Genomic DNA, 16,238 nt, shown 5'->3' on the forward strand with positions numbered 1-16,238 from the left:
CGGCCACACACAGACTAAAGATGAAAAATACACCCTTTATGCCTAGCCGTATAAAGGGTTTTTTATTGTTGTTTTGTGATGTTGTGTCACGTTTTTGGTTTTTCTATTTGCTTGTGAGGCCAGCATATTTCAAACCGCGTACCGCCTTGTGCTGTTGGGTGGCAGCTTGCCTCGCCATTATGCGCTCGCGCAATAGCAGCAACCACGGCTAAACCTAAACCACTTCCCGTTGCGTTACTGTCAGATGAGCGTCTGAATGCGGTGAATACATGTGGCGCTAAGGCTTCAGCAATACCAGGGCCTTCGTCTTCTACAGATAAGGTCAAGGAATGTTGTGTTTTTCGTGTTTGAATCTTAATGCAACCTGGTACAGCATGTTTGATGACATTGGTAAGCAGTGCAATGAGTGCTTGTCTGATTCTGGCTGGATCACAAGAAGCATCGTTTACAGCGAGATCTAGTTCTACATATTGTTGTGTTGAAGCGAGAGCGTCTTTCATAAATTCGACAACGGCATTGATTTCCGTACTTAAATTAACCTCTTGTAATCTTAAATTTAGGTGACCACTTTCTTCTAGGCTGACGACTCGTAAATCTTCCACGAGATTTTTTAGTCCATCCACCTGCACTAATAAACTGCGCAGTTGATGATTGTCTGAGGTAAATACGCCGTCAAGCATGCCTTGTAAACGACCATACAAAATCGTAACAGGCGTTCGTAATTCGTGGGCAATGGCCGCGTTCCAAAATCTCTGCTCGTTGGTCATTCGCTCTAATCTCTCGGCGAGTAAATTAAAATCACGAATAAGCTGATTTGTTTCATTTTGTGCATTATTAAACGACGCGGCTCTCGCTGACAAATCGCCTTCTGCGAGAAGGCGAATGCCTCTCGTAACGGAGTTAAGAGGGGATAAAATATGACGCGCCAAATTGATGGCAACGGCCACGGTAATGCTGAGTGATAAGATGGTTGTTCCTGCGAGCCAGATGAGTTCTGGGCCGGAAGGAATATAGCTGTCTACAAAAATATAATCTGGCCAAAATGTATCCATGAAATAGTAAAAAAGGTACGCGGTAAAGAACACAAGCAATATCGCAAGTAAGGTGATAGCCATCATTGAGGCAATGATTTTGCCACTTAATCCAACTATTTTCATTTTCGATCCCAAAAGCGGTAGCCAATGCCTCTGACGCCAACAGGAATGTCATGGACGCCAACCTGTTCCAATTTTTTTCGTAGTTTACTGATATGACTGTCCACGGTACGCTCTAATGTATCGCCTTCAGGTAAACAATTCTCCAGAAGTTCTGTTCGACTGTAAGCACGTTTTGGCGTGCGGGCCATTAGTGTTAATAGTTTAAATTCGGTCAAGGTTAGCGTGATGTCTTTGTGTTGTGTTTCTTGCTTTACTGACACCGAATAATTTTCTATATCAATGTGTAATGGACCTATTTGAAGTATTTGTTGTGCTGGCGACTCTTTTACCATGGTTCGGCGTAATACGGCTTGGGTTCTTGCGACTACCTCTGCAGGGTTAAATGGTTTAACAACATAATCATCAGCGCCAGTACGCAGTCCCATGAGTTTATCTATGTCTTGATCCATGGCAGTCAGCATGATGACAGGCGTATTACCGCGATGGCGAATTTCAGATAATACACGCCAGCCATCCAGTTTTGGCATTTGGACATCCAGTAAAATAATATCGGGTTTATAATCTAAGTGAAGTTCAAGTGCTTGAAGGCCATTGGCTGCATGTAGGGTGCGCATGCCAGATTTTTCTAAATAGGCGGTCAAAATTTCTGCAATACCCAGTTCGTCTTCTGCAATTAGTACGGTGGCTTTGCTATCCGAGTCCCATTGCTGAATCTGTCATCAGATTATTCATAAAAAGTATTCATCTCCATCAAATCTACACACATTCTCGGTCATAGCTCCATTGAGTAAAAGTAGAATTTAGATTATTCAATGTTTGCTTACCTTAAATGGTAAAGGATTTTCGATGAAGTTTGACCTTAGTAGTACCCGCTATGGAATGATTGCTGTGTTAGCTTTTATTCTTATCGCCTGCGATCAGTCACAATCAGATGAAGAGGTTTTGATTCCACCACCTTTAGTATCGACAATGTCTTTAACGCCTGAGTCACTAACCGTGAGGGATACATTACCAGGCCGAGTATCACCGGTGCGTAGCGCTGAGATTCGAGTCTCAGGTCGGTGGTATTGTTCAGAAAAAGCTCTTTGAGCAAGGGCGCGAAGTGAAGGCAGGTCAACCTTTGTATCAAATTAATCCCGAGCCTTTTTTGGCTGAGGTTGATACTGCCGTTGCAGGTCTAAAGCGTGCAGAAGTGGCATTAGCGCATGCTCAGGCGCAAATGCTTAGAGTGAGTTCATTGCTTAAGTCCCATTCAATTAGTCGTCAAGTTTACGATGACGAGGTGTTTAAACGAGATCAGGCGTTAGCGGAAGTTGCGCAAGCTCGAGCAATGCTGGAGCGCCGTAAGCTTGACTTAAAATTTGCTACGGTAGAGGCGCCTATATCAGGCCGAATCGATCAGACTTTAGTGTCTGAGGGCTCTTTGGTGAGTAGCACTGATAGTAGTCCAATGGCTCGTATTCAGCAGATCGATCAGGTTTATCTGGATTTACGACGCCCAGCCTCTTCATTGGAATCTTTACAAAAAGCACTCACCACACAGCACTCTGAAAATGGTTTGCCGGTATCGGTTTTGCGTTCTAACGGTGAACCTTACGGTATAACAGGACGTGTTTTATTCTCCGGTATCAGTGTGGATTCTGGTACGGGAGATGTGTTGCTGCGTGTGCTTGTGGACAACCAAAATCAACTGCTTTTGCCTGGCATGTTTGTACAAGCCAGAGCGGATCGTAGTTACTACGACAGTGCTTTGATGCTGCCTCAGCAGGCAATAGTGCATTTTGAGGGAAAGTCTCAAGTATGGGTTATTGATGCTAATCGTCGGAGTTCATCTTGTGCCAGTCGAACTCGGAGAGTTGGTTGATAGACATTATCGATTGAAGGCAGGTCTAACCGCTGGGCAAAAGGTGGTAATAGAGGGTATGGATCGACTTAATGATGGCATGGACGTTCGCGAACAAGAGTGGCAGTTAAATAAGTCCGTTTCTGGTGTTGACCACTAAAATTACAGGAAAATGTCGTTATGGCTCAGTTTTTTATTCACCGCCCAGTGTTTGCTTGGGTGATTGCTTTGTTTATTATTTTGGGTGGCGTGTTGGCTATTCCGCAATTGCCAATTGCTCGTTACCCATCTATTGCGCCTCCATCGGTCAGTATCTCTGCAAGTTATCCGGGCGCAGATGCTCAGACGATGAATGATGCTGTGCTCAGTTTAATTGAGCGTGAGCTTTCAGGTGTTAAGAATGTTTTGTATTTTGAGTCTTCAGCAGATGGTTCTGGATCCGCCGCGATTAGCGTGACGTTTACGCCTGGGACGAACCCTGAGTTGGCCCAGGTTGATGTGCAAAATAAAATTAAGGCCGTCGAGGCTCGTTTGCCACAAGTGGTTCGTCAAAATGGCTTGAGTGTCGAATCTGCAACCTCTAGTTTTCTGATGATTGTTGGCCTTAAATCTGATGATGGACGTTTTAGCGAGACGTCGTTGAGTGATTATATGGCACGAAACCTAATGGAGGAGTTTCGTCGCATCGACGGTGTTGGTAATGTGCAGTTGTTTGGTTCTGAACAAGCGTTGAGGGTTTGGGTAGATCCAAATAAGTTAACGTCTTATGGTTTGACTATGGCGGATCTCACGACAGCCATTACGCAGCAAAATACACAAATTGCTCCCGGTAGCATTGGAGCGTCACCTACAGTAGCTGGTCAGCGAGTGACCGTTCCGCTAACGGTTCAGGGGCAATTGAGCTCGCCTGAAGCGTTTGCCAATATTGTGGTGAAGGCGGACTTCAGATGGTTCAAAAATTGTCTTGAGTGATGTGGCGCGCGTTGAAATAGGTGCCCAGTCATACGGTTTTAGTAACCGTGAAAATGGCAAAGTGGCAACGTCTGCCGCCATTCAATTAGCGCCAGGTGCTAACGCTGTGAGTACGTCAAATAAGGTGCTTGCTCGTCTGCAAGAGCTAGAGCCTACTATGCCTGCTGGCATGAGTTATTCTATCCCTTTTAATACTGCTCCCTTTGTGAAAGTGTCGATTGAAAAAGTGATTTACACCTTGCTTGAGGCGATGACGCTGGTATTTCTCGTGATGTTTTTGTTCTTACAAAATATCCGTTATACCTTAATCCTGGCCATTGTTGCACCAATCGCTCTGTTGGGTACTTTTTCGATTATGTTGTTGGCGGGCTTTTCGATTAACGTCTTGACTATGTTTGGCATGGTGCTGGCCATCGGTATTATTGTCGATGATGCTATCGTTGTGGTGGAAAACGTTGAGCGGATTATGACGGAAGAAGGGTTGAGTCCGAAGGATGCGACAGTCAAGGCAATGAGGCAGATAACGGGTGCGGTAGTCAGTATTACCTTGGTGCTAACCGCTGTCTTTATTCCTATGGCCTTTGCTAGCGGCTCAGTGGGCGTTATCTATCAGCAATTTGCGCTGTCCATGGCGGTGTCTATTTTGTTTTCTGCATTTTTAGCTCTGACTCTGACTCCGGCGCTGTGTGCCACATTGCTTAAACCTCATGCCCAACAACATCTTGATAAAACGGGATTCTTTGGCTGGTTTAATCGAATGTTTGATGGCATGACAACAGGGTATGTCTCTTGTGTCGGTAAGTTGGTGATACGAACTGGACGGATGATGATGATCTTTGTGGTTATTGTCGGGATCTTGGTGATGGCTTTACGGCATTTGCCAACGTCATTTCTACCGGAGGAAGATCAAGGATATTTTATGACAACCATCCAATTACCCGCTGACGCGACAACAGAACGTACGCTGGATGTGGTGGAAGTGTTTGAAGAGTATATCGCTTCGCGTCCTTCTATTGTGTCAAACCTGTCCATTTTGGGTTTTGGGTTTTCAGGCTCTGGCTCAAATGCCGCGATGGCCTTCACTGTTTTAAAAGATTGGAAGGACAGAGAAGGTACAACGTTACAAGAAGAGGTAATGCTTGCGCAGCAGGCCATGTCCAATATCGCTGAAGGCTCTGTGATGACGTCAATGCCTCCAACAATAGATGAGCTAGATACGAGTTCAGGCTTTTCAATGCGCTTACAGGATCGTGCGAATCGAGGTTATGACGCGTTAAAAGAGGCAGAAGCCAAACTGCTTGCATTGGCAGCGAAAAGTAACATTGTGACGGGTGTCTATTCTGATGGTTTACCTTCGGGGGCGAGTATTCGGCTAGATATTGATCGTCTTAAAGCAGAGGCAATGGGGGTATCGTTTAGTAATATTAGTGACACTCTTTCTACTGCGATGGGGTCTGCCTATGTAGGGGATTTTCCTAATGCTGGACGAATGCAGCAGGTTATTCTTCAAGCTGATGTTTCTGCACGAATGCAGATTGATGATGTGCTTAAATTGTACGTACGAAACAGTAACGGTGGAATGGTGCCCTTATCGGAGGTGGTGACTCCCGTTTGGATAGAAACACCTTCACAGTTGGCTCGTTATCAAGGTTTTCCAGCTGCACGCATATCGGGAGCTGCGGCGACGGGTTTTTCAAGTGGCGCAGCGATGCAGGAAATGGAGCGTTTAGTGGCCCAATTGCCAGCTGGTTTTGCTGTCGCTTGGAGTGGGCAGTCACTTCAAGAGCGTCAATCCTCATCTCAAGCGCCTTTGTTAATGGCGCTATCCATGTTGGTTGTATTTCTTGTGTTGGCCGCATTGTATGAAAGTTGGTCAATTCCTCTTTCTGTTATGTTGGTTGTGCCGCTGGGTTTGCTTGGGGCCGTGATCGCGGTATTGCTTCGAGATATGCCGAATGATGTTTTCTTTAAGGTTGGTATGATTACCGTTATTGGTTTGTCTGCTAAAAATGCGATTTTAATTGTTGAGTTTGCTAAGCAATTACGTGAACAAGGTAGGGGGCTTGCTGAGTCTGCTATCATGGCGGCACGTCTTAGGTTACGCCCGATTCTGATGACATCTCTTGCTTTTGGTTTGGGGGTGATTCCTTTGGTTATCGCTTCAGGTGCCAGTGCTGAAACACAACATGCAATTGGAACGGGAGTGTTGGGTGGAATCATTAGTGCGACAGTGTTAGCAATCTTTTTTGTTCCAGTGTTCTTTGTCTTTGTTATGGGGATTCAAGAACGTGTTAGACGTTGGCGGTTATCTTATTAATTTATTAGCATATTGATTCGTAAAAAAATAAGCTCTTCATGCGCACGGTATGGAGGGCTTTTTTATGGCTAAAATACTACGCCTTTGTATAAAGGTTGTTGGCCTGTCTTGCTCGCTCTTCTTCGGTAATGGGATTTCCTTCTATGGGAGGGTAGTGCCCCACAAATAATAAGCCTATTTTGCTGTCTCCTAGAACCGCGGGCGTCAAAACCTGATTTTTTGCCCGCCAAATTCGCAAACCAAACGCTTGAGGGGAGGTGTTGCTCTCGCTTATTTTACCTTGGTTTAGGTGTGGGTAAAGCGCTGACAGCTGATCTTGTTCGCCATCTTGATCTAATAATATGTGGTAATGCGTGATTTGTTGGTCAAGGAATTCCGGTGAATAGGGCGTGCGTAAAATGGGCAGCCAACTTTCTTGCGCAAAGGTATGAAAAAAGATAGGAGTTTCTGGGGACCCGTTGTGAGGCGACATTAGGACCGTCATTTCGACAGGAATGCCATATAGCGGCTTAACTGGAATGTGAAAGATAAGTTGTTTTGCTGGTGGTCGCTGGGGAACTTCTGGTGCTATGTAGTCATCCGCTCTTTTGATTTTTTCTGTATTCAGTGGTGGAACTTGTAAAAATATCTTCCACTCTTTTGAGTCCAAATTAAGCTCTTCCGGGGAATGCAGGTTAAGGGCGGAATTCATGATGTGGCTTAATACGTGCTCAATGAGATTGGCAAAAATACTGGTTGACGCTGTGAGTGGGTTTTTTGTCTGGCTATCTAAATGAATTTCTTTGACTTGATGAGCAGCAGAGCTTAGGTCAACAGAGTCTTTATTGCTGATGATGGGGCGATATTTGTTTCTCGAGATCAACTTTCTTTCGTTGGTCTGGGTGCTGGCTCTATTGAGTGCCTCTATAAATATCATGATCCGACTCCTTTGTTGGCTGTCAAAGGTATCGGCCATTTTTATGAAGAGTTTAGAGATAGTCTGTTTTTTGAGCAAAAAAGACTATCTCAGTCTACGTTACTAACGAAGTAAGTTGGACAATTTAGGATTTGGCTTGAGCGCAGCACGGTAAAAGAGTGCCACTTTGCCAATCGTTTGTACTGTTTCAGATTTCATTATTTTATTGATTTCTTCAATCAGTGCTGTACGTACTTCACGATCTGTAATGCTAATGCGTATTTTAATCAGCTCGTGATCTTCAAGGGCGCGATCAATCTCAGTAAGAACGGATTCTGTTAGGCCATTGCCCGCAATCATAACCACTGGATTAAGTGCGTGTCCGATTAGGCGATATTGCTTTTTTTGGGCGTTTGTAAGACTCATAGTAAAATTTTCTCATATTAGTTGATCCTCTTTATTGGAGGCTGAAGAGGTTAAGCGATATTATAGCGGAATATTGACTGATTTAGGTATGATGAAAACGTGGCAAGATCAAAAAGTAGTAATAATTGGATGAAGGAACATTTTGACGATCCGTATGTCAAAAAATCGCAACAAGATGGTTATCGCTCCAGAGCCAGTTATAAACTGATAGAAATTAACGATAAGGACAAGTTGTTTCGACCCACGATGCGTGTCGTTGACCTAGGTGCGGCACCAGGTGGCTGGTCTCAGGTGGCAGCGAAACTGGTAGGAGATAAAGGAACGATTGTTGCCTCAGATATATTGGAAATGGCGCCCTTGCCAGGTGTGCGTTTTGTTCAAGGTGATTTTACTGAGCAAGAAGTATACGAAGCGATTTTAAGGGAAATCGGAGATGAAAAAGCAGATCTTGTAATTTCCGATATGGCCCCCAATATGAGTGGGAACAGTTCTACTGATCAGCCACAAGCTATGTATCTTGTAGAGCTTGCTTTGGATATGGCATCTCAAGTGCTGCGTCCGGGCGGAAATTTTCTAGTGAAGGTGTTTCAGGGGGAGGGGTTTGAAGAATACCTCAAAGCCATGCGGACTCAATTTGATTCTGTTGTAACACGTAAGCCGGATGCCTCGCGAGCAAGAAGTCGCGAAGTTTACTTATTAGGAAGACAATATAAGGGTTAATAGGGTATGTTCTGGTATTATTACCAGAGATATTAAAAATAACCTTTAAGAGGTGTGCTCTTGAACGATATGCTGAAAAATATACTGTTGTGGTTAGTAATAGCTGCTGTACTGCTAACTGTGTTTAATAATTTTAATACAACGGCCGACACGAACCGGATTTCCTATTCCGAATTCGTAAAAGAGGTGCAAGATGGTCGTATTGCGAAAGTAGTGGTGGATGGTTATACCATTAGCGGTAGCAGAACAAGCGGTGATACCTTTGACACTGTGCGTCCTGCGGCAGCTGATCCAAAGATAATGGATGATCTGTTGAGTAATAATGTCATTGTAGAAGGGCGCATGCCTGAGCAGCAAAGCATTTGGACTCAATTGTTGGTAGCCAGTTTCCCAATTCTTCTGATACTTGCGATTTTCATGTTCTTCATGCGTCAGATGCAAGGCGGTGCTGGTGGCAAGGGTGGCCCTATGTCTTTTGGTAAATCCAAAGCACGCCTTTTACCAGAAGATCAAATTAAAACCACTTTTGCTGATGTAGCTGGTTGCGATGAAGCGAAAGAGGACACTGAAGAGCTTGTTGATTTCTTGCGTGAGCCAAGTAAATTTCAGCGCCTAGGTGGAAAAATTCCTCGTGGTATCCTGATGTGTGGACCTCCAGGAACAGGTAAAACTTTGTTGGCTAAAGCAATTGCCGGCGAAGCAAAAGTGCCGTTCTTTACTATTTCAGGTTCTGACTTCGTTGAAATGTTTGTTGGTGTTGGTGCATCTCGTGTTCGTGACATGTTTGAGCAAGCTAAAAAGCATGCGCCATGCATTATCTTTATCGACGAGATCGATGCTGTTGGTCGTAATCGTGGTTCCGGTATGGGTGGTGGTAACGATGAGCGTGAGCAAACATTAAACCAGCTATTGGTTGAAATGGATGGCTTCGAAGGTAATGAAGGTATTATCGTTATTGCGGCAACAAACCGTCCTGACGTATTAGATCCTGCTTTATTGCGTCCAGGTCGTTTCGATCGTCAAGTGCAAGTGGGCTTGCCTGATATTCGTGGTCGTGAGCAGATTTTGAAAGTGCATTTGCGTAAAGTGCCTTGTGATGACGATGTTGAGCCAAAAAACATCGCTCGTGGAACGCCTGGTTTCTCTGGTGCTGACTTGGCGAACTTGGTTAACGAAGCAGCATTGTTTGCGGCTCGCTCTAATCGTCGCTTAGTGAACATGGAGCAACTTGAGCTTGCGAAAGACAAGATCCTCATGGGCGCAGAGCGCAAAACCATGGTGATGAGTGACAAAGAGAAGCTGAATACCGCATATCATGAGGCCGGTCATACTATTATTGGTTATCTAATGCCAGAGCATGACCCAGTGTACAAGGTGTCTATTATCCCTCGTGGTCGTGCACTTGGTGTCACCATGTATTTACCAGAAGAAGATAAATACAGTATCAGTAAGCGTGGTCTTGAAAGTCAGGTTTGCAGTTTGTATGGTGGTCGTATTGCAGAAGAGATGATCCATGGTTTTGATGGTGTCTCTACTGGTGCCTCAAATGACATTGAGCGAGCCACTAGTATAGCTCGTAACATGGTGACTAAATGGGGGTTGTCTGAAAAATTAGGCCCATTTGCTTACGAAGAAGATGATCATAGTGGTAGCTATATCAGTGGTCCTACAGGCAGCAAGGCGAATTATTTCTCTCCTGAAACGGGTAAGATTATTGATGCTGAGGTTCAAGATATTATTACTCGTTGCTATGCAAAGGCGACGCAGATATTAGAAGAGAACCGCGATAAGCTAGATGTCATGGCGGAAGCTTTGATGCAATATGAAACAATTGATGCGAAGCAGATTAAAGAAATTATGGATGGTAATAAGCCTTCCGCTCCTGAGGGTTGGTCAGACCCTAGTGCGAATTCGCCAAAAGGTGATGACGCAAAAGCGGTGAAGGAGGATGGTGTTACTGAGTCTTCTGAAGAAGAATCGTCCAATCTTGATGATTCTACTGGGACAGTATCTCCTAAACCTACGGGTGAGTGATTTTTCCTTGTTAATCTGCTGATATGGATTTTTCATGTCGTTAATGTCGTTCGGGGACAAGTCGTTAGACTTGTCCCTTCCTCATGTAATGGGGATCTTAAATGTGACACCCGATTCTTTTTCTGATGGCGGTGTCTTTCATTCCCTTGATGCGGCCCTGCGTCAATCTGAAAAAATGATTGCCGAAGGTGCTAGTATTATCGATGTCGGTGGTGAGTCAACTCGCCCTGGTGCTGCTCCCGTCAGTATCCAGCAAGAAATGGATCGCGTCTTACCTGCTATAGAGGCGATAAAGAAACGCTTTGATATTATAGTCTCTGTTGATACCAGTACCACACAAGTGATTCGAGAGGCTGCCCGTTTAGGGGTTGGTCTGATTAATGATGTTCGTGCTCTTGAACGTGATGGTGCCTTGCAAGCTGTTGCTGAAACGGTCTTGCCTGTTTGTTTGATGCACATGAAAGGGGTGCCACAAACCATGCAGCAGCAACCGGATTACGCTTCGGTCGTTGATGATGTGATGCAATATCTGCTGTCTAGAGTGGTAGAGTGTGAGCATGTGGGGATTGATCGTTCTCGTCTCATTTTGGATCCGGGTATTGGGTTTGGAAAAACACTGTTTCATAATTTATCCTTGCTGAATCGGACATCTCAGTTTAAAGAGATGGGGTTTGAGGTCCTGATTGGTCTTTCGAGAAAAACCATGATAGGGGATGTGTTGAATTTACCAGTTGATGAGCGTTTGTATGGCACAATGGGGGCAAATGCTTCCGCCTATTCAAAAGGTGCTCGTATATTTAGGGTTCATGATGTTAGGCCACACGTTGAAATGTTGGCGCTAATGTCTCGTATTGAGAGAGATTTGATGCGTAAGTATTTTGGAACAGATGGCATTCGTGGCAAAGTTGGAACCACCCCAATTACGCCTGAGTTTATGCTCAAACTTGGTTGGGCGGCTGGGCAGGTTTTTAAAGAAAATGATAAGAAAATCCTGATCGGTAAAGACACTCGAATCTCAGGTTACATGTTTGAGTCAGCGCTTGAGTCCGGTATTGTTGCCGCGGGTGCTGATGTCCGTTTGGTTGGGCCTATGCCAACGCCTGCAATAGCCTATCTGACACGAACATTTCGCGCCAGTGCGGGGATTGTGATTAGTGCTTCCCATAATCCTTATACCGACAATGGCATTAAGTTTTTTTCGGCAGAAGGTGGGAAAATTTCTGACGAAATAGAAGAGCGCATTGAGTATTTCATGGAACAGCCGATGGTTGTGGTGGAGTCTAGTCTTATCGGTCGTGCCAAACGCATTGATGATGCAGCTGGGCGTTACATAGAATATTGCAAAGGCACTTTTCCAATCGGTTTGCAGTTAAGTGGGCTAAAGATTGTTGTCGATTGTGCGGATGGTGCTACTTATCATGTCGCTCCCCGAGTATTTTCAGAACTAGGGGCTGAAGTTATTTCTATTGGTGTTAACCCTGACGGACTAAATATCAATGAGTTTAGCGGGGCGACAAAACCAGAGTTGTTACGCAAAAACGTTTTAGCTGAGGAGGCAGATCTTGGTATCGCTTTGGATGGCGATGGCGATCGTTTGATCCTAGTAGATCGTCATGGGGTGGTTCGTGATGGCGATGATATTTTGTATATCATTGCGAATCATTTAATGCGAACAGGGCGTTTTAGTGGCGGTGTTGTTGGTACATTGATGAGTAATTTTGGTCTTGAGTTGGCGTTCTCTGAAACGGGTATCGGTTTTAGTCGAGCGGCGGTGGGGGACCGATATGTGAATGAAAAGTTGATGCAGCATGGCTGGGTGTTAGGTGGTGAGCCTTCTGGGCATATCGTTTGTCGCTCTATTACAACGACTGGTGACGGTATTATTGCGGCCCTCCAAGTACTTCGGGCCATGGTGGAAGAAGGTAAGTCCCTTGATGAGCTTTTGGTCGGTCTTGTAAAATTCCCGCAGAAATTAAAAAACATACGTGTCGCGAAGCGTTTTGTGCCAAATGAAGAGCCTGCTTTACAGAAAGCCATTGCCGTCGCTAATGAGCGTTTGAATGGTCTTGGTCGAGTATTGCTTCGGGCTTCGGGGACAGAGCCTTTGATTCGTGTCATGGTAGAGGGCCGAGACGATCAAACAGTGGATGAGCTTGTTGATTATTTGGTCGAGGAAGTGAATTCTGTTGTTTCAGCAAAAGCGAGTCTCATAAAGCAAAATTTATGAGCTGAATAGTAATAAATGACTTGAAACTAAAGCGTCCATTCCATAGAATGGGCGCCTCGAATTTAGGGGTTAGAATATGATTCGTCAAAAGATAGTAGCTGGTAATTGGAAAATGAATGGCTCAAAAGAGTCCATATCCTTACTGATTAACGGTTTGCTTGAGATGGAAGGTTCTGACTCTGAGGTTGTTGTTGCACCATCTTTTCCCTACTTGTCTCAAGTTGAGAGTTTGATTTCTGGCAGTGCCATCGTGCTAGCGGCTCAAAATGTTAGTCAAGAAGTAAAAGGCGCCTTTACGGGAGAAGTATCCGCTTCTATGTTGGGTGATTTCGGGGTTAAGTATGTTTTACTTGGTCACTCTGAGAGACGTTCTCTTTATGGTGAGATAGATGCGTTAGTTGCATCAAAAGTAAAGGCAGTATTAGATTTTGGCTTGGTTCCTATGTTTTGTGTCGGAGAGACGCTGGCAGAACGCGAAGCAGGCAAGACGCTTGAAGTATGTGAACGACAAATTCAAGCGGTCATTGATGTTGTTGGTATTGCTGCGTTCGAAGGTTTGGTTATAGCCTACGAACCTGTGTGGGCAATAGGCACCGGTTTGTCAGCCAGTGCAGAGCAGGCACAAGAAGTTCATAAAGCAATCAGAGATTTTTTAGCTCAATCGTCAGAATCTGTTTCTCAGAAAGTGCAGATTTTGTATGGTGGAAGTGTTAAGGCATCAACCAGCTCGGCTTTATTTCAAATGCCTGATGTAGATGGTGCTCTTGTTGGTGGTGCATCGCTTGATGCAAAAGAATTTATAGCAATAGTAAAAGCGGCAGGTTAATTAATGGAAGCACTTATTTTAGTTTTGCATGTACTGGCGGCAGTAGTGATTATTGCGTTGGTCTTGTTGCAGCAAGGTAAAGGTGCGGACGCTGGTGCCTCTTTTGGTGGTGGTGCGTCCCAGACTGTATTTGGTAGCCAAGGTGGCGGTAGCTTTTTTGGAAAGATGACGGCGTTTTTTGCATTGATTTTCTTTCTGACTAGCTTTGGTCTGGCTTACTATGCAAGTGAGCAGGCAAAAAGCGTTTCTGGTGCACTTGATTTTGTTCCTTCAGCACCTCAAGTTGAAGAAACGGTTGGTCTGCCTGATTTAGGTAATAGTAAAAACACAATATCTGATATTCCAGTGACTGAGTGATTTTAGTCTCTGTAATACTTAGTTAGTTTAGTGTTTGGTTAAGCGTTTTGCGGATGTGGCGGAATTGGTAGACGCGCCATCTTGAGGGGGTGGTGAGCAACGCTCGTGGGGGTTCGATTCCCCCCATCCGCACCAATATTGAATTGGTATCATATTTTGTGTATGATGTCGTCATATTGATGCAGAGCAATCTGGTTTGTTGAGTTGAGAGTTTCTTTAAACGAGTTATTCTTCTCATGGTTTTCCTAATTTAGGTATCCGCAGCAGTTTGTTCTTAGTATTTGGTGTCAGGATTGATAGCCTTCTTTTTTAGAAGGATGCTCTTTCAATGCTTCATTGAGTAGAGTACTAAGAACCCCTATATGGGGTTTTTTGTTATCTGCACCGTGCACTATATTTTAATGAAAATGGGCCTTGAGCTCGTTTTTTGTTTCTGCGTTTTACAAAATTGGTTTTCGGAGAAAACGATTGTCAGCAAAATATACGATTTTAGAAGAACTTATTCGACCAGTCGTTGAAGGTTTGGGATTAGAGTTTTGGGGGATGGAGTACTTGTCTTTAGGTAAGGATTCTGTGCTTCGTATTTATATCGAGACTGACGCTGAAAAGGGGATTGATGTTGAAGATTGTGCCCGCGTTAGTCGTCAAGTAAGTTCTATTTTAGATGTTGAAGATCCTATTACTGGGGAATATAGCCTAGAGGTATCGTCACCAGGTTTAGATCGGCCTTTATTCAGTTTGGCTCAGTATCAGGCGTATATCGGTTCTATTGTTTCTTTGCGTTTACGAGTGCCTTTTGATGGGAGGCGTAAATTTAAAGGGCAACTAATGGGGATCGAAAGCGAAGATATTGTTATTCGTGTAGATCAAGAAGAATACCTATTGCCTATCGAATTGATTGATAAGGCAAATGTTGTTCCACAATTTTAAAATTAACCTTGAAGAGAGGCTAAAAGGATGAGCAAAGAAATTCTTTTGGTAGTGGAAGCCGTTTCCAACGAGAAAGATGTTCCGAAACAAGTTATTTTCGAAGCCGTTGAAATTGCTTTAGCAAGTGCTGCCAAGCGTCGTTTTGAAGAAGACGCATTAATTCGTGTTTCCATTGATCAGCGTACAGGTGATTATAAAACGTACCGTCAGTGGCACATTGTTGCCGATGAAGAATATTCTGCGCCAGCTTCAGAGCTGACAATAGACGATTCTGAAGAGCAAAATCTTGGCTTGGGTATCGGTGAAATATACGAAGAAGAAGTCGAGTCTGAAGCATTTGGTCGTATTGCCGCGCAAACAGCAAAACAAGTTATTGTGCAAAAAGTGCGCGAAGCGGAACGTGCAAAAATGGTTGCGCTGTACACTGAAAAAGTAGGCAAGCTTGTTCACGGTCAAGTTAAAAAAGTGACACGCGATAGCCTGATTATCGATCTAGGTGAGAACGCCGAAGCGTCTTTACCAAAAGATCAACTTATTGCTCGTGAGAGCTTCAGAATGAATGATCGAATTCGCGCTTTATTGCTTGAGATTCGTGAAGATAATCGTGGATCGCAATTAATCCTTTCTCGTAATGCCCCCGCTTTCATGATCGAGCTATTTCGTCTTGAAGTGCCAGAGATTGCAGAAGAAGTTATTGAGATTCGTGGTGCCGCACGAGATCCTGGGTTGCGTGCAAAAATTGCCGTCAAAACAAATGATCGTCGCATCGATCCAATTGGTGCGTGCGTTGGTATGCGTGGCGCGCGCGTTCAAGCGGTATCAAATGAGATGAACGGCGAGCGTGTTGATATTGTGCTTTGGGATGATAACCCAGCTCAATTGGTTATCAACGCAATGGCACCTGCTGAAGTCGACTCTATTGTGATTGACGAAGATGCGCACTCTATGGATGTCGCTGTTAAATCAGACAACCTAGCGCAAGCTATTGGTCGTAATGGTCAGAACGTTCGCTTGGCTTCTACTTTGACTGGTTGGTCTTTAAACGTTATGACCAGCGAAGATGCGGAAGCGAAGCAACAAGAAGAGTCTCAGAAACTGATTGATATTTTTGTTTCTGGTTTGGACATTGACGACGATTTGGCCATTCAAATGGTTGAAGAGGGATTCACTTCTTTGGAAGAAGTGGCCTATATCCCGATGGAAGAAATGTTAGACATCGACGGATTTGATGAAGATTTGGCAAATGAACTACGTTCACGAGCAAAAGAGTCCTTGTTAAACCGAGCTTTACAAGCTGAAGAGCAATTAGATGATGCTAAACCGGCTGCTGACTTGTTAGCAATGGAAGGTATGGATAATCATCTTGCTCTAGTGTTGGCTTCTATGGGAGTGATCACCATGGAAGATCTAGCAGAGCAATCGGTTGATGAATTGCTAGACGTTGAAGGTATGACAGAAGCGCGCGCGGCGAGTCTTATATTGACAGCTCGTGCACCTTGGTTTGCTGAATCTGAATAAAATCTGAGTACATAAG

The 16,238-nt window shown here is 44.3% G+C and carries 16 protein-coding genes, 1 tRNA gene and 1 pseudogene; 14 read left to right on the forward strand and 4 right to left on the reverse strand.

Annotated features, from left to right (window positions below; genetic code table 11):
• Window positions 1-86: 86 nt before the first annotated feature.
• Both ONZ52_RS09445 and ONZ52_RS09450 read right to left on the reverse strand, forming a co-directional pair.
• Window positions 87-1,157, reverse strand: coding sequence for an ATP-binding protein (locus ONZ52_RS09445; RefSeq protein WP_265218367.1), 1,071 nt, complete (start codon window positions 1,155-1,157; stop codon window positions 87-89).
• On the reverse strand, window positions 1,154-1,798 hold the full coding sequence (locus ONZ52_RS09450) for a response regulator (protein WP_265218368.1): 645 nt from the start codon (window positions 1,796-1,798) through the stop codon (window positions 1,154-1,156). The genes ONZ52_RS09445 and ONZ52_RS09450 overlap by 4 nt, the downstream gene beginning before the upstream one ends.
• A gap of 205 nt (window positions 1,799-2,003) precedes the next feature.
• Between ONZ52_RS09450 and ONZ52_RS09455 the strand changes: the two genes are divergently transcribed.
• From ONZ52_RS09455 to ONZ52_RS09470, 5 genes are read left to right on the forward strand one after another with little or no spacing between them, the layout of a single operon-like run.
• On the forward strand, window positions 2,004-2,246 hold the full coding sequence (locus ONZ52_RS09455; RefSeq protein ID WP_265218369.1) for a hypothetical protein: 243 nt from the start codon (window positions 2,004-2,006) through the stop codon (window positions 2,244-2,246).
• A gap of 13 nt (window positions 2,247-2,259) precedes the next feature.
• Window positions 2,260-3,021 carry an efflux RND transporter periplasmic adaptor subunit gene (locus ONZ52_RS09460; protein WP_265218370.1) on the forward strand — a complete coding sequence of 254 codons (762 nt, stop codon included), beginning with the start codon at window positions 2,260-2,262 and terminating at the stop codon, window positions 3,019-3,021.
• Window positions 2,993-3,160, forward strand: coding sequence for a hypothetical protein (locus ONZ52_RS09465; RefSeq protein ID WP_265218371.1), 168 nt, complete (start codon window positions 2,993-2,995; stop codon window positions 3,158-3,160). Before ONZ52_RS09460 ends, ONZ52_RS09465 begins: the two co-directional genes overlap by 29 nt.
• A 20-nt stretch (window positions 3,161-3,180) precedes the next feature.
• Window positions 3,181-3,972 carry an efflux RND transporter permease subunit gene (locus ONZ52_RS25365; RefSeq protein ID WP_428981167.1) on the forward strand — a complete coding sequence of 264 codons (792 nt, stop codon included), beginning with the start codon at window positions 3,181-3,183 and terminating at the stop codon, window positions 3,970-3,972.
• Between the two features lies 1 nt (window position 3,973).
• Window positions 3,974-6,289, forward strand: coding sequence for an efflux RND transporter permease subunit (locus ONZ52_RS09470; protein ID WP_428981176.1), 2,316 nt, complete (start codon window positions 3,974-3,976; stop codon window positions 6,287-6,289).
• Window positions 6,290-6,365: 76 nt separating this feature from the next.
• On the opposite strand, the gene ONZ52_RS09475 is transcribed toward ONZ52_RS09470, so the two are convergent.
• Complete coding sequence (locus ONZ52_RS09475; RefSeq protein WP_265218372.1) at window positions 6,366-7,205, reverse strand: hypothetical protein; 840 nt, start codon at window positions 7,203-7,205, stop codon at window positions 6,366-6,368.
• A gap of 102 nt (window positions 7,206-7,307) precedes the next feature.
• On the reverse strand, window positions 7,308-7,610 hold the full coding sequence (locus ONZ52_RS09480; RefSeq protein ID WP_111605596.1) for a YhbY family RNA-binding protein: 303 nt from the start codon (window positions 7,608-7,610) through the stop codon (window positions 7,308-7,310).
• 99 nt (window positions 7,611-7,709) lie between these two features.
• Between ONZ52_RS09480 and rlmE the strand changes: the two genes are divergently transcribed.
• The 9 genes and pseudogenes from rlmE to nusA all read left to right on the forward strand — a co-directional run bounded on the left by rlmE (window position 7,710) and on the right by nusA (window position 16,222).
• Window positions 7,710-8,330: a 23S rRNA (uridine(2552)-2'-O)-methyltransferase RlmE gene (rlmE, locus tag ONZ52_RS09485; protein ID WP_265218373.1), complete on the forward strand. Its 621-nt coding sequence runs from the start codon at window positions 7,710-7,712 to the stop codon at window positions 8,328-8,330.
• 60 nt (window positions 8,331-8,390) lie between these two features.
• On the forward strand, window positions 8,391-10,364 hold the full coding sequence (ftsH, locus tag ONZ52_RS09490; protein WP_265218374.1) for an ATP-dependent zinc metalloprotease FtsH: 1,974 nt from the start codon (window positions 8,391-8,393) through the stop codon (window positions 10,362-10,364).
• Between the two features lie 88 nt (window positions 10,365-10,452).
• Window positions 10,453-11,199: pseudogene (folP, locus tag ONZ52_RS09495) on the forward strand (dihydropteroate synthase); the annotation flags it as partial.
• A gap of 30 nt (window positions 11,200-11,229) precedes the next feature.
• Complete coding sequence (glmM, locus tag ONZ52_RS09500; RefSeq protein WP_265219382.1) at window positions 11,230-12,591, forward strand: phosphoglucosamine mutase; 1,362 nt, start codon at window positions 11,230-11,232, stop codon at window positions 12,589-12,591.
• 76 nt (window positions 12,592-12,667) lie between these two features.
• Window positions 12,668-13,417 (forward strand): triose-phosphate isomerase, encoded by a 750-nt coding sequence (gene tpiA / locus ONZ52_RS09505; RefSeq protein ID WP_265218375.1) that lies wholly within the window; start codon window positions 12,668-12,670, stop codon window positions 13,415-13,417.
• A gap of 3 nt (window positions 13,418-13,420) precedes the next feature.
• On the forward strand, window positions 13,421-13,774 hold the full coding sequence (gene secG / locus ONZ52_RS09510) for a preprotein translocase subunit SecG (protein WP_265218376.1): 354 nt from the start codon (window positions 13,421-13,423) through the stop codon (window positions 13,772-13,774).
• Between the two features lie 49 nt (window positions 13,775-13,823).
• A tRNA-Leu gene (locus ONZ52_RS09515) sits at window positions 13,824-13,909 on the forward strand.
• A gap of 333 nt (window positions 13,910-14,242) precedes the next feature.
• Window positions 14,243-14,704, forward strand: a complete 462-nt coding sequence (gene rimP / locus ONZ52_RS09520; RefSeq protein WP_111605589.1) for a ribosome maturation factor RimP — start codon at window positions 14,243-14,245, stop codon at window positions 14,702-14,704.
• Between the two features lie 27 nt (window positions 14,705-14,731).
• A complete protein-coding gene (gene nusA / locus ONZ52_RS09525; protein WP_265218377.1) occupies window positions 14,732-16,222 on the forward strand; it encodes a transcription termination factor NusA in 1,491 nt (496 codons plus the stop codon).
• Window positions 16,223-16,238 lie beyond the last annotated feature (16 nt).

Source organism: Marinomonas rhodophyticola (assembly GCF_026113935.1).
GTDB classification, from domain to species: domain Bacteria; phylum Pseudomonadota; class Gammaproteobacteria; order Pseudomonadales; family Marinomonadaceae; genus Marinomonas; species Marinomonas rhodophyticola.

Excerpts from the sequence above, each read along its gene's own strand:
- nusA (WP_265218377.1), top strand. The coding sequence starts at position 14,732 with ATGAGCAAAGAAATTCTTTTGGTAGTGGAAGCCGTTTCCAACGAGAAA.
- ONZ52_RS09455 (WP_265218369.1), top strand. The coding sequence starts at position 2,004 with ATGAAGTTTGACCTTAGTAGTACCCGCTATGGAATGATTGCTGTGTTA.
- secG (WP_265218376.1), top strand. The coding sequence starts at position 13,421 with ATGGAAGCACTTATTTTAGTTTTGCATGTACTGGCGGCAGTAGTGATT.
- ONZ52_RS25365 (WP_428981167.1), top strand. The coding sequence starts at position 3,181 with ATGGCTCAGTTTTTTATTCACCGCCCAGTGTTTGCTTGGGTGATTGCT.
- glmM (WP_265219382.1), top strand. The coding sequence starts at position 11,230 with ATGCGTAAGTATTTTGGAACAGATGGCATTCGTGGCAAAGTTGGAACC.
- ONZ52_RS09480 (WP_111605596.1), bottom strand. The coding sequence starts at position 7,610 with ATGAGTCTTACAAACGCCCAAAAAAAGCAATATCGCCTAATCGGACAC.
- ONZ52_RS09475 (WP_265218372.1), bottom strand. The coding sequence starts at position 7,205 with ATGATATTTATAGAGGCACTCAATAGAGCCAGCACCCAGACCAACGAA.
- ONZ52_RS09445 (WP_265218367.1), bottom strand. The coding sequence starts at position 1,157 with ATGAAAATAGTTGGATTAAGTGGCAAAATCATTGCCTCAATGATGGCT.
- tpiA (WP_265218375.1), top strand. The coding sequence starts at position 12,668 with ATGATTCGTCAAAAGATAGTAGCTGGTAATTGGAAAATGAATGGCTCA.